Genomic DNA, 12,527 nt, shown 5'->3' with positions numbered 1-12,527 from the left:
GTGGCTCGTAGCCGCGCGGGAGAAGTACGGCGGCTGTGGTCTTCGACCGTGCCGAGGTCGGTAGCAGCCGGCCGCCGAGCATGAGGATCTACGTGTGATGAGCAGATCAGTGTCATACCTGGTGAGCGCGCTGATGAGAGCATCAGCTCTCATCAGCGCGCTCACATGCCGTCCTGCGTTGGTGCAGTTGGTCGGGCTGGGCGCGAGAATACCCACGACCGCTGGCTGTGCTCTTCTCTCGCCGATCAGCATTGTCCGAACAGATCCACGAACAGTTGTTCTGTCGGTGTGGGCGGGTAGTCGGTGGACTGGCACCCACCGATGGTGACCCGAAGACCCCGATCGCGATCGTAGCTTCCGAGGCTGTCGAGCGTGTTGGGGGTAGCTAGGTAGTCGAGGGCGGATGCACCCAGCTCGGCGACTATGGGGAGGTGCTTCTCGGCCAGCAGTTTAGCGGCGTTGAGGTCCTGGGAATCGAAGCGCTCGATGACGGACGGCCGCCACGTGGTCGGAGAGGACGGTAGAACGGATTGTGACGCCATTCGCACCGAGTGAGGCGGGTTCTGGTCGATGTTGAGCCGATCCCATACCGAGAGCTCTACCTCGGTGGGGTATCGATGGTTCATCTGTAGATACCCGCGCTCAGGGGCCGTTGTTTCGATCTGCCATTTGGCACTCGATAGATCAGCGAACTGGTTCATCAGGCGTCGGTAGGTTTCGCTGACGGCGTGGAAGTCATTGGCGTGCGGGAGCCTGAGTAAAATGTCCCCGACACCGAGGTGGCCGGACGAGAGTGTGTCCGAGTTCGAGCGGGCGGACCATCGATAGGTCCATTCGATCTCATCATCGGGGAAGGCGCTGCTTAGGGAATGCCATTGCGCGATGTGGTCTGCAGCCGTGGCGAACCCTCCGTTTCCCACTTTGAAGCCGCTCTTCTGGTCGTTGCGGCGTATTTCGATATCGGTATCCCATTCGCGGAGATCCGGTAACGCCGTGGTGCGATGGTGGAAGGCCGCGATGATTGCGTTGGCCTGCTCGGTCGATGCGTCCTCGCTCAGCACTACTACCGCCGAGAAGTTGTTGCCGATCTCGATCGACACGCTCCGGGTTCCCGGGATATGGCTGAGCATGGCCTCGATGTCTCTCGAGGCCAGGGAGAGATCTGGCCGGGAATCGACATCGACAGCCATGAGCGCTCCGCCGCTGCAGACGGACACCAGCACACCGGCCAGTGCGATCACCGCGTATTTGAACCGCGGTCGCCCCTGACGCCCTGCGCAGTGGATCATCGTCGCGGATACGATCAAAGTGCATGCGACCCCGACGAGGGTCACGCCTACAGCGAAGGACAACGGCACCAACGGGTCTCGGCATGTCCGGTAGGAACAGGTGTCCGCGAACAACATCGTCAGTGGCACGCACAGACCGATCGCGGCGGCGGCGGCGAACACACCACCCCATGGCGCATGGTGTCTCAGCTCGTGCATCTGAGAGCGCTCCTGGTTGGACATGTGGCCAACGTACGGGGAATACGAGGAATCGCGGTTCCCATGTGTGGATATATCGGGTGGGTTCCGCCACGACGCGGGTGGGAGCTGAGAACATGTGTGGCACGGCCCTGGTGGATGGCTCGTTCTGGTATGTGCGGGCAAATGTCCGATCGATGACGATAAGCCGAGTCCTCGGGGGAACGTTCCTGATGGTGGACTGCACATGGACGGCCGGGGCCGTCGCGGGCCTGGCGGCCCTATGGGCTAATATTCACGGGTCTGCATCACACCCTGATGCGACCCAACGGAATACCGCAGAATATCGGCTCACCGAGCATACGTGCTCGGTGAGCTGTTCCGTGTGAGGCGGTGATGCTGCTGAGCCTCGACCGGAGTTCGTGCACATATGTGCTTGGACCACGACGAACGTGGCGCGGAAGATCTACTCGAAACCTGTGTGGAGTGCGTTTCACGGCCTCGTGTGGATCCTGGATCGGCTGCGGTGAGGTCGAGTTCGGCGGCGCGAGGACCGGTCGTCGCCGGCGGGTGCCCGCAGTGGTGTGAATACACCTCGATACGCTCCCGGGCAAGGGATTACGGCGGATCTTACGAACGTCGGGCGACGCGCTCCCGCATGCTCGGGCCCACACTACTTCGGGATGATCCGGGCCGGCCGCGCGCACTTTGTCATCGCTGGGACTACCGATGATTTTTCTCAGGACACCCACCCCTGTTTTATCGTTCGTCGAGATAGCGGGGAGGTGGATGGGTGATATCGGAAGAACTCATTGTGCCCGGAGCGTTGTCGATCGAGAAAGACGGATGCCCTTGATCCATACGTTCGCAGAGGCAATGAGGGTGATCATCGACCGCCTCACGGCCGCTGTCACGGGCATAGGCACACAGCGTGGAGGACTCCCACCGGTCACCGGCGAACTCAGAGATGGACTGCGGGCGCGCGCACTGGCAGATACACCCGTGGGTTTCGTTCGGGAGCAGCACCTGCGCACAGATCAGGATCCGGAACTCTTGCCCAGCCAACAGATGGCTGCCATCGGCATCGTACAAAGAGGGGATCCGCTGCTGAGTCGTACCGCACGCCCGCTTCGGTTGCCCGAGGACGCGGACAAGGCTCGCCGAGCAGAAGAGATCCTGATCGCGGTCGGAGAGGAGGCGCGCAAAGTGCATCCGTTCAAGGAGGGCCCTGGGCTCAACACCATGCAGTTACACCCCACCGAAGAGGCACTCGAGTATTCCGTTGCGGTGGTCTACATGCCGGATACCGGGTGGACGACGTTGTACAACCCCAAGATGAATAATGACATCCCCCGCTCCGGTGAGAGCACCCGGAAGCTGGATTGGGAAGGCTGCTTGTCCTTCTTTGATGAGCGCGGCAAGACGGACCGCGATGAGTTGGTCTACTTCGACCACGTCCTGCTCGACGGGACGCCGCAGACGAGTTCCTTCTCGGGTGCGCGTGCCCGATTGTGGGCGCACGAGTGGGACCACTTGAACGGAAAAATCTACACCGATTACGACGTTGTCACTATCCCGATCGCGGAGTATCGAGCAATGCGGGCGGCCGAGGCCGCGGCGCGCGAGCAGGGGACCTGACTGCGGTGGGCCACCTGGGCGATCATGGCCACCGCGCAGGCGGTGTCGAATGTGACCCCGATCATGGCGACCGGAAGCGGGGCATTCTTTCAGCCGGTCTGCGACCGCGGCGTTGTCCGTATTGATAGTAAAGATGTCGAGTGCGGGTTGCTCGTCCAATGGGCGCCGATGACATCGACGATCGTTTCCTATGTGGCTTTCCAGCCGTGGGAAGGGCGATGTGTGGCCGGCGGATACCGTCTTGGCTGTCGATTCGACTGTCACACGCAACAACGGCTTGGAGATACCTTGATGAAGAACAACCTCGGTGCATGGGGATTCAGCGGCCTGGCTGGCTTGGCAATGGTTTTCGGTGGTGCAGCGTCGGCTTCCGCGGCGGACGAGATCACCACAGCGCCCATCAACCACCCTGAGCCCAGCACCGGCTCGGCTGATTTCCTTCCGGTCCTTTTGACCGGCAGTGCCTCGGGCGGGTTCGCTGGGAGTGGTTCACTCACGCTCCCGTAAGCAGGTCTGGAATTGATCGCGTTGCCCGTCCAGCACTGCTGGAGGGCAGCGCGATCGCGCGTTCTTCACCGGCGGTGGGCCGATCGGCCAGTTACTCCGTTCGTTGGGCAGCACGTCACCGCCGCGCGCCTGACGTCCAACATCTGCGTCCTGGCGCAGTGGGTGGTCGCGGTGCAGACCGTGGCGGTCAATCACCGATCCTGGTGCGGCGCGCGCTCGGAGTAATGAAGCAATGGCGTGTGAGTTCCAGCGGAGCGACGGCTATCGGGCGTCGGGGGCCCGGGTAGCAACGGCGTAGGGACCACCGAGCTCGTGTAGGCGCTGGTCAGGCCGGTGCTGCGCGATTTGGAAGCGCGATGTGTGCTGCTCGGCTGCTGACGCGTGTTGATCAGCAGCGTTGCGGTTCGGGACGGATTCGGTGGCGTCGCGCGGGCCGGGCCCGCGGTGCGCCTCGAGCTTGCGGTGGCTCTATGCGTGTTGCCGAGGTTGGGGTTTGTGCCGGCCACTGCGACTACGGTGCCCGCGTTGGCCTTGGCCCGGCTGAGCTGGTGCCGCGAACAGGGCGGGCCGTGCCGGCGGTTCCCACCCGGCGGCCTCTCGCCCCAGCCTGAGTTCGACACCCGGTTCGCGCGCAGATCGCGATCGATGCGGCCCGTCTCCTTTTCTGAGACATGCACGTGCGGGAAAGTCGCTGTGTGGAGGATGCTGAACGAGATCTGCGCCCGCGTAGAGGACCTGCTCCAAATCGATATCGACGACCTGGTTGTTCATGGGCGTTGCTGTACGGCAAGATCCACAGGCACGACATCCCGCATTCGTTGCTGTGGCACCATGCACTACGGCAAGGTCTCGCAGACTGGGATCGACGGCGCTGGAACTGGGTGGACTGCACGAACTATCGCCAAGTCCCGGTCCCGCATACCCGAGAACCTTGCATCGCTGTGTCAAGGGGTAGCCGCACGATATGCGCAAACCCCACCCGCCCCCTCGACTCTGGGCCGAACGGCGGCGCTGAGCAGCGAACACGACTCTGTTGTTTTTGCGCCCCTATTACCGGACTCGCGAGCCGTACCGGGTGTTCGCCCTGCAGGACTTCGTCACTGCTGGGGGTGGGTGGTGGCCGAACACACTCGGATATTTGGTCGGTCACCACCCACCTTGGACCGTTGCTGGACCACGGAATCACTTGTCCGACAGTCGATCCGGGAGAGATCGACAGGCTTTCACATGCTGGCAGGGTACGTGCTGCTCGCGTGTGGTGGCCGTCGGAATGTGGTGATGCCGCCAGAGGCAGGGTTTGTTTGCGAGGAGTACCGATACCTCTGTCGCAACCGGTCCGTTCCATCATGCTCGATTCCCACTGCTGAGAATGGCGCCGAGAGTGTCCGTCGGTCGCGGTAGACCTATGACCTAGGAGATGGCGAGCCGGAACATCGTGTTCCGGGTGTCAGGCGGTTCGGCACGGCACGGGGAGCGATGCCGTGTCGGCTATCGCGTTCTCGCATCGCGGATTTGACTGCTCGGGCTGGTGATTTCGGTGAGCGGTGGGCTCGCTGCGGTACTGGTCACGATTCCCAGCAGCGCGATTGCGCCGAGCAAGGGGTAGGTGTGGGCGTAACTACCGGTCCAACTGGCCAGGGTGGTGCCGGCCCAGGGCGCCAGAGCCATGATGATGACGACCGGTGCTGTGAGTTGACCGTTGAGGCGTCCGTAATTGGTTGTGCCCCAACGGTCGGTGACCGCGGTAGCTTGAATGAGGGTGAAGGATCCCCGGGCGAGTCCGGCACCGAGTGAACCGGCGATCAGCAAGACTGTGCTGGTAACCAGCCCCAGGAGGATGGTGGCGGAGGCGACGGCGACCGCGACGGTGAGAGTGCGTGTGGCAGCGGTACTGCGCGCGGCCAAGGGAAGGTAGATGATCCGGCCCAGGACTTGTCCGACTCCCACCAACCCCAGCGTCAGCGCTGCCACAGTGGGGGACATACCTTGTTCTCGCAGCAGGGGAACGAGGTTGAACACTGCGGCGGAGGTGGTGAATCCGCTCAGGCACAAAGTGAGAGTGAGCATTGCGAATGCGCGGCTGCGGGTCACGGTGGCGTGGTTGGTGAACTGAGCGTGGGCGGGTGGGGATGTGGGCGGGTGTGGCCAGGGGCCACGTAAACCGAACCAGTGTGCGGGGATCGTGATGAGCGCCAGCCCGGTGGCGAGTATCAGATATGTTGTGCGCCAGTCGGTGTGTTCGTTGATCAATGCTGTCAATGGCGCGAAGACGGTGCTGGCGAGTCCGCCCGCGAGGGTGAGGATCATGAGGGCTTTGAGGCGCTGCTCGCCCCACCAGCGGGTCACTGCTGCGAAGGCGGGGGGATAGAGCACTGCGGCCATGGCCACGCCGGAAAATGTCCAGCCCAGAAAGAAGATGGCCAGGTTCGGTGCGAGTGCGACGGTGCTCAGCGCCAGCACTGCGAGTATCGATCCGAATGTCATCACCATGCGTGGCCCGCCCCGGTCCAGGACACGGCCGACGGGGATGGCTGCGACGGCACAGGCGAGTTGTCCGAGGGAGAACGCGGCGGTGATCATCGACAAGGGCCAGTGGGTGTCCTGTGTGATGGACAGTGCTAGTACGGGCAGGGTGTAGAAGAGGATGCCCCAACTGGTGATCTCGGTCAGACACAGCGTTGTCAGCACCCGGAGTGGACCCGAGTTGGCTGGGGTTTCGGTATCGGAGTTGAAGGCACGCACGGTCAGTGTGTGGTTGTCGTCGATACCGCCAGGGAGAGTTGCGCACTGATCGAGTAGCGCCTTGAGCTGGTCTTTTCTCGTGACTCGGATGTGCTCATGCCGAAAATTACCACTGCGGTGAGGGCTTCTTCGTGGTGGGAACGTCCCCTGATCGGTGGATTCGAATCCTGTGTCCCGCTCGCGCGGTGGTCGATCGCGTGAGTCTTCGTGCGCGCTGGCGACCGATGTGCTGTCGGTCCAGTCCAGGACCGTGCGGGCGGTGAAGCTATTCGTTTGGGCGGTGTCGACGCCCCGAAGTGGTGATTTCGGTGCGGAGCTGCGCGTATGAGGATCGACGGCATGACATGTGCGCAGCACACGCGCAGCGCACGGGTATCTCGAGGAGGGCTACATGCCCGGAAACCACGCTGTGGCGTATAAGGGTCCAGGAACAGTGGAGATTGTCCAGATCGACTATCCGAGTTTCGAGCTGCGGGATGGTCCGGGGGTGAATCCGGCGAACGTCGGTCGCAAGTTGCCGCACGGGGCCATCGTGAAGACGCTGGCGACCAATATTTGCGGCTCCGATCAGCACATGGTTCGTGGTCGCACCACCGCGCCTGTGGGGCTGGTATTGGGACATGAGATCACCGGGGAAGTTGTGGAGGTCGGTCCCGATGTGGAGTTCGTCGCGGTCGGTGACATTGTGTCGGTGCCGTTCAACATCTCGTGCGGACGATGCCGCCATTGCAAGGCCGGCAAGACCGGCCTGTGTCTGAATGTCAATCCCGACCGGCCGGGAAGCGCGTACGGCTACGTGGACATGGGTGGCTGGGTGGGCGGGCAAGCGGAGTATGTGCTCGTACCGTACGCGGATTGGAACGCTCTGATCTTTCCTGACCACGATCAGGCACTCGAGAAGATTCTCGACCTTGCGATGCTGTCCGATATCTTCCCGACCGGATTCCATGGGGCCGTGAGCGCGGGAGTCACAGTCGGTTCGACCGTGTACATCGCTGGTGCGGGTCCGGTCGGGCTGGCGGCGGCTGCTTCGGCGCAGTTGCTCGGAGCAGCGGTGGTGATCGTCGGTGACCTCAACCAGGATCGTTTGGCGCAGGCGCGAAGTTTCGGTTGTGCGACAGTCGATGTCGGTGCCGGCCGTGTCGAAGATCAACTCGAGCAATTGCTCGGAGTTCCGGAGGTGGATGCGGCTGTGGATGCGGTGGGATTCGAGGCGCGCAGTCACGGAGGTGGTGCGCAGGCGGCGGAAGCGCCTGCGGCGGTGCTCAATTCCCTGATGAACGTCACCGAGGCCGGGGGAGCGATCGGTATTCCGGGTTTGTACGTCACTGGTGACCCCGGTGCTGTGGATGATGCGGCGAAAGTCGGGGCGCTGTCGTTGAGTTTGGGGACGGGGTGGGCAAAGTCACTGTCGTTCACTACCGGTCAATGTCCGGTCATGAAGTACAACCGGCCTTTGATGCAGGCGATCCTGCACGAGAGGGTTCAGATCGCGCGAGCGGTCAACGCCACGGCGATCGCGTTGAGTGACGCACCGCGCGGGTACGCGGAGTTCGATGCGGGCGCCGCCACGAAATACGTGCTCGACCCCAGTGGCCTCCTCACCGACTGAACCTGGCTGTTGCGAGTTGATCTCTACCCGAACAGAATCCAAACAATGGAAGGAATTCATTCATGTCCACTCTCACTTTGGCTGAGGCTCGCGCCATCATCGAGGCAGCGGAGAACAAGGCCGTCGAGATCGGTCAGCCGGTCAACATCGCCGTCGTCGATGACGGCGGTAATTTGATCGCGCACGTGCGTCAAGACGGGGCGTGGATCGGCAGTGTCGATATCTCGATCAACAAGGCGTGGACGTCGCGTGCGTTCGATATCCAGACCAAAGATCTGGGGGAGAACTCCCAGCCTACGCAGCAGTTCTTCGGTATCCATTCCACCAATGGCGGGCGTGTGGCTATTTTCGCTGGTGGAGTTCCCTTGAGGCGTGAGGGGAAGGTGATCGGCGGGCTCGGAGTCAGCGGTGGCTCCGGCGAGCAGGACCAACAGATCGCGGAAGCTGGTCGGGACAGTTTCTGATCGGGGCAGCACAGCCTGCACTGCGCGGCACTACCGGGAATTCGTGTCGTGTGGTCAGGCTGTTCCAAGCCCCGCGCGAGCGGCGATAGCCGCAGCTTCGCTGCGTGAGGTGGCACCGAGCTTCCTGAGCACTCTGCTCACATGGAATTTCACGGTGTTCTGGCTGAGATTGAGCTCCGCGGCGATGGTCTTGTTGCGCCTTCCTGCTGAGATATGTTGCAGCACTTGTAGTTCTCGCTTGCTGAGCGTTGTCATGGTGTCGCCGACGGTGTGTATGGGGGGCGGCTCGAGCGGCAGCGAGACCGCTATGCGATTGCCCCAGCCCGGAAGAGTCTCGATGGTGTGGGTTCCGCCCAGGGGATCGACCCGTCCGGCCAACTCGTGTGCCAGGAACGCGTTGTCCAGCGGCGTGCTCTGCTGGTCTCGTACGTCGATCAGCAGAGCGTGGTCGCGGCGATCCCACGCGATACGTAGTCTGCTGAGTTCTGGGTGCGCGGCTAGTGCCACCACGATGGTTCGTACGATCGCTCGGGCGGCGTGGGCAATTTCGCCGGGGAGAGTTTCGCTGCGGTCAGTCGGTTCGATGCATTGTAGGTCGATATCGCGTTCACCCAGAACGACAGCAAGGTCGTGGCGCAGGCGCACGAACGCGGTGAAGATGTTCTCCTGGGCGAGCGCGCGATCGTTCTCGGTCGCTGCGCGCACGTCGATCAACGCGCTGGACGTGATCTGTGTCGCGACGCTGCGGGCGTGTGCATCGTCGTAGCGTCCCGAACGCAGTGCCCCGAGAACGGCCAACAGGTTCGCCTCGTGGGCGGCGGTCAGTTCCGCGATGGTACGTGCTCGTTCGTTGGATGCGGCACGGGAATCGCTGAGAAAGTCGGGACTGGCCTGCGTGACCTGTTGCTTGATGGAGGTCGCAACGAGCCCGAACATCGCTTCGACAACGAACGCGCAGGTGGGATCGACGTCGTGTTCGACCACGAGCACCAGGAGCATGCCGCTGGGGTCGTGGGACACCCATACGTGCCGGGGAACCGCACCCACGACCGCGCGTCCCTGGAAACGAGTGCCGGGCTCGGTTGTCTGTTTGAGGGCCTCGAGTTCGGTGATGGTCGCGCGGGTAACGATTTGCGGTGCCCCGGCAACCTTTCGTGGGCGGCCTGTGCATTCCCTGGTGTAGATGATGAGCGCGGTGTGCCGGCACAGCGGTGCGATCGATCGGGAGAATCGCTGCGCGATCCCTGGCAGTGGTCCGTCTATGACCGCGCGTATGGTCACCAGCGCGTCGGAGCTGCTGGGTGTGACCAGGTGGCTCATTGTCATCACTGTAGGCACCTCCTGATGGGTGCACGCTATCCGAACGGGTAGTTCTGTCCTGTCTGTGAAGGTAGACCGAGTGTGGTGTGAGAACTCATCGCGTGACGACCCTGTCGATGCTGTGGGCGCTGTCGGCAACCTATGGTCGGCCCCTCCGGACGACGTTGTGGCCACGTGCTTTTGTCCGCGCTTGGTATATGGAGGCCGGTGGGTGGGAAATGAGGACACCTGGTGGCCGAGAGACCGATCGCGCCTGTCGGGCGAGGTAGGTCATCATGGAAGTTTGTCGATCGACTCAGCCCTGTAAGGCCTCCTGCGCGGTACCGCACTCCGACGGCCAGAATAGAAATGATCGACATGATCATCGCAGGGTTTCCAGGAGCGAACTACGCCAGGGACCGCAGGGGACGGCGGCCGATTCAGCTCCCCGAATCGATCCACAACGACGAGCGGCTCCGTCGAAACTTTCTCGCAATTATCTCCGATTAGAGGCGGCGGTCGATATCTGGACGACGTGTGAAGGCTCACCCGATTAATATGCTAACAGTCGCATATCTGCATTAATTTATGAATGTAGATATGCATGCCGGGAATTTGCCTGCGGCCATAGGCAGTTCGTCATGTGCGACGCGAGTGCTGTAGCGGAACGCAACTAGCGGTTTCTGTGTCCGCCGCGCGGAAGGATGGTGGTGACACGAGCCAATTCGTCGGCTGTAAGATCGATTTCGGCTGCGGCAAGGTTTTCTTCGAGGCGCGCGGGGCTGCGGGTACCCGGGATCGGCACGATGTCTGGACCTTGGGCCAGTAGCCATGCCAGTGCAAACTGGGCGAGGGTGATCCCTCGTGCGGCCGCGAGTGTTGTCAGTTCGAAGATCGCCGCGATGTTCGCCTCATAGTCCTCGTCCTGCCAGAACGGGTCGGTGCGTCGAATATCCCCCACGTCGTACTCGGTACGTGAGCGAATACTCGACGTCAAGAACCCGCGCCCTAATGGTGAGTAGGCCACGAATCCGATACCGAGTTCCCGGACGACCGGCAGGACATCGTGTTCGTTCCATCGTTGGAAGATCGAGTATTCGCTCTGCAGTACTGAGACCGGCTGCACCGCGTGCGCACGGCGTATGACGTCTGGTGGCGCCTCGCTGAGCCCGAAATAACGGACTTTGCCTGCGTTGATGAGTTCTCCGACGGTGCCGGCAACTTCTTCGATCGGTACGTTCGGGTCGACCCGGTGTTGGTAGAGGACATCGATGTAGTCGGTGTCGAGGTGACGCAGGCTGTCGTCGGTGACTTCCCGGATCTTGGCTGGTGTGCTGCTGAGGGTCGGCATCTCGAAACCGGGCATGCCGGGGATTGTGGTGGTTTTGTCGAAGTCGAAGCCGAACTTGGTGGCCACGATGACGTCGTCGCGATAGTCGTGGATGGCGCGGCCGAGGAGTTGTTCGCTCGTGCCGCGTCCGTGACCGTAGAGTTGCGCGGTGTCGAACATCGTCACGCCGAGTTCGTGCGCGCGGTGAATGGTCGCGGTGCTGTGCGTGTCGTCGGCGGCCCCGTAGGCCATGGTCATACCCATGGTGCCGAGTCCGAGTGTGGAGGTCTGCAGGCCTTGCCGGCCGAGGCTGCGTTGTTTCACTACGTTCTCGTTACGTGTCGAGGGGACTTCCGCCCCGTGGAGGCGGCGCGGGCGGTGACATTTCTAGACAGTGCCGCTGAGATTGACCTGGTAGGTCTCGAGGCGAGAGATCTGTTCACCGCTGAAGGTGAATACATCGCAGAACAGAAACTCCAGTCGGCCACCAGCGGCCAGGTCGACGCCGCCGTTGCCTACCGCGACGACGCTGTCACCCTCTTGGATCAGGCGGTCGATCGTGAGCGTGGGGAGTCCTGGTGTTGCCTCGTTGTTGATGGCACCTGCGAAGTCGCTCTTGCCTCGGACTGTGGCGTGGCCGTGGATTTCCCACAGGACGTCGTCGGTCACGCACGAGAGGATCTGCTCGTGGTCACCGCGGCGGAAGCCCTCGATGTAACGCTCGACGGTGTTCTTGTTCGCAGTCATTGTCAGCTCCGGTTTCGTTCGGATGGTTGGTGATCTTGCAGTGCAGAGGCTTGTGCTCTCGGTTTCCGAACCGTATCTCATATGTGTACTGAGTTCAAGTTTGGTCTGCGTTCACTGATAGAATCTGGGCATGGCCCCTCCTGTTGCCGCGTCGCTGCGCGACCGTAAGAAGTTGCAGACCTGGCGAACGATCCGCGCCGCAGCCCTAGCTCTGATCGACGAGCACGGCTTCGAAGCTGTGAGCGTGGAGCAGATCGCCGCCACTGCCGGAGTCGCGCGTACGACCTTCTTCAATTACTTCGTCAGCAAGGAGGCGGTCGTGTTCGATCCCGATCCCGAGGACGCCATTCGTTGGCGGGCGCTGATCGAGGCTCGATCTGTCGAGGAGCCCCCGTGGGAGTTCTTGACTGCTGTTTTCTTCGGCTTTGCCGACCTCGTCGGTGACCGGCTGGCGTTGCAGAAAGTGCTCAAGTCCCGTTCTCCGACGCTTGCCGAGTCCGCACGTGACAGTAGCGACAGTTTTCTCGCTGATGTGCGAACCTGGCTGGGGCAGCACCACTCCGACCCGGGTGATCAGGTCGAAACGACCTTTCTTTTCCACCTCGCGGTGGCCGCGGCGAGCACTGCGTACGAGACATGGGATCCGCATCGACCCTTTCAGGAGTACCTCGACACGTTGCGCTGGTGTTTCGAGAAGGGCGCGCGCGTGATCGGGTAGGGAC

At 62.2% G+C, this 12,527-nt stretch carries 10 protein-coding genes; 5 read left to right on the top strand and 5 right to left on the bottom strand.

Translation table 11 applies throughout. The features are described 5' to 3' along the window. Positions 1-245 precede the first annotated feature (245 nt). A complete protein-coding gene (locus NJ1_RS16070) occupies positions 246-1,511 on the bottom strand; it encodes a hypothetical protein (RefSeq protein WP_067694333.1) in 1,266 nt (421 codons plus the stop codon). Positions 1,512-2,312: 801 nt separating this feature from the next. Here NJ1_RS16070 and NJ1_RS16065 point away from each other — a divergent pair. Beyond that, positions 2,313-3,104: a peptide deformylase gene (locus NJ1_RS16065; protein ID WP_067694330.1), complete on the top strand. Its 792-nt coding sequence runs from the start codon at positions 2,313-2,315 to the stop codon at positions 3,102-3,104. 24 nt (positions 3,105-3,128) lie between these two features. Continuing rightward, entirely contained in the window at positions 3,129-3,611 is a 483-nt protein-coding gene (locus NJ1_RS39120) for a hypothetical protein (RefSeq protein WP_157574008.1), read from the top strand. Between the two features lie 1,488 nt (positions 3,612-5,099). Here the strand turns inward: NJ1_RS39120 and NJ1_RS16060 are convergent. After that, positions 5,100-6,353, bottom strand: coding sequence for an MFS transporter (locus NJ1_RS16060; protein ID WP_067694326.1), 1,254 nt, complete (start codon positions 6,351-6,353; stop codon positions 5,100-5,102). A 391-nt stretch (positions 6,354-6,744) separates the two neighbouring features. On the opposite strand from NJ1_RS16060, the gene fdhA reads away from it, so the two are divergent. Together fdhA and NJ1_RS16050 are read left to right on the top strand one after the other, a co-directional pair. Continuing rightward, positions 6,745-7,965 carry a formaldehyde dehydrogenase, glutathione-independent gene (gene fdhA / locus NJ1_RS16055; RefSeq protein ID WP_067694701.1) on the top strand — a complete coding sequence of 407 codons (1,221 nt, stop codon included), beginning with the start codon at positions 6,745-6,747 and terminating at the stop codon, positions 7,963-7,965. Between the two features lie 62 nt (positions 7,966-8,027). Further along, positions 8,028-8,429: a GlcG/HbpS family heme-binding protein gene (locus NJ1_RS16050; protein WP_067694323.1), complete on the top strand. Its 402-nt coding sequence runs from the start codon at positions 8,028-8,030 to the stop codon at positions 8,427-8,429. Between the two features lie 54 nt (positions 8,430-8,483). Here NJ1_RS16050 and NJ1_RS16045 read toward each other — a convergent pair whose 3' ends face one another. From NJ1_RS16045 to NJ1_RS16035, 3 genes are all read right to left on the bottom strand, one after another. Continuing rightward, the gene (locus NJ1_RS16045; protein WP_067694698.1) at positions 8,484-9,749 is read right to left on the bottom strand and encodes a helix-turn-helix transcriptional regulator; all 1,266 of its coding nucleotides are present in this window, start codon (positions 9,747-9,749) and stop codon (positions 8,484-8,486) included. A 652-nt stretch (positions 9,750-10,401) separates the two neighbouring features. Further along, positions 10,402-11,382: an aldo/keto reductase gene (locus tag NJ1_RS16040; RefSeq protein WP_067694319.1), complete on the bottom strand. Its 981-nt coding sequence runs from the start codon at positions 11,380-11,382 to the stop codon at positions 10,402-10,404. Positions 11,383-11,445: 63 nt separating this feature from the next. Further along, positions 11,446-11,805, bottom strand: a complete 360-nt coding sequence (locus NJ1_RS16035) for a nuclear transport factor 2 family protein (protein ID WP_067694316.1) — start codon at positions 11,803-11,805, stop codon at positions 11,446-11,448. Positions 11,806-11,935: 130 nt separating this feature from the next. Here NJ1_RS16035 and NJ1_RS16030 point away from each other — a divergent pair, with 130 nt between their 5' ends. After that, a complete protein-coding gene (locus tag NJ1_RS16030) occupies positions 11,936-12,523 on the top strand; it encodes a TetR/AcrR family transcriptional regulator (RefSeq protein ID WP_067694313.1) in 588 nt (195 codons plus the stop codon). The last annotated feature ends 4 nt before the right edge of the window (positions 12,524-12,527 follow it).

It is taken from the genome of Nocardia jejuensis NBRC 103114 (assembly GCF_001613145.1).
Lineage (GTDB): Bacteria > Actinomycetota > Actinomycetes > Mycobacteriales > Mycobacteriaceae > Nocardia > Nocardia jejuensis.
The sequence above is the reverse complement of the archived record's forward strand: the minus strand, read 5'-3'. Positions and strand labels throughout refer to the sequence as shown.

Excerpts from the sequence above, each read along its gene's own strand:
- NJ1_RS16070 (WP_067694333.1), bottom strand. The coding sequence starts at position 1,511 with ATGTCCAACCAGGAGCGCTCTCAGATGCACGAGCTGAGACACCATGCG.
- NJ1_RS16065 (WP_067694330.1), top strand. The coding sequence starts at position 2,313 with ATGCCCTTGATCCATACGTTCGCAGAGGCAATGAGGGTGATCATCGAC.
- NJ1_RS39120 (WP_157574008.1), top strand. The coding sequence starts at position 3,129 with ATGGCCACCGCGCAGGCGGTGTCGAATGTGACCCCGATCATGGCGACC.
- fdhA (WP_067694701.1), top strand. The coding sequence starts at position 6,745 with ATGCCCGGAAACCACGCTGTGGCGTATAAGGGTCCAGGAACAGTGGAG.
- NJ1_RS16050 (WP_067694323.1), top strand. The coding sequence starts at position 8,028 with ATGTCCACTCTCACTTTGGCTGAGGCTCGCGCCATCATCGAGGCAGCG.
- NJ1_RS16045 (WP_067694698.1), bottom strand. The coding sequence starts at position 9,749 with ATGAGCCACCTGGTCACACCCAGCAGCTCCGACGCGCTGGTGACCATA.
- NJ1_RS16035 (WP_067694316.1), bottom strand. The coding sequence starts at position 11,805 with ATGACTGCGAACAAGAACACCGTCGAGCGTTACATCGAGGGCTTCCGC.
- NJ1_RS16030 (WP_067694313.1), top strand. The coding sequence starts at position 11,936 with ATGGCCCCTCCTGTTGCCGCGTCGCTGCGCGACCGTAAGAAGTTGCAG.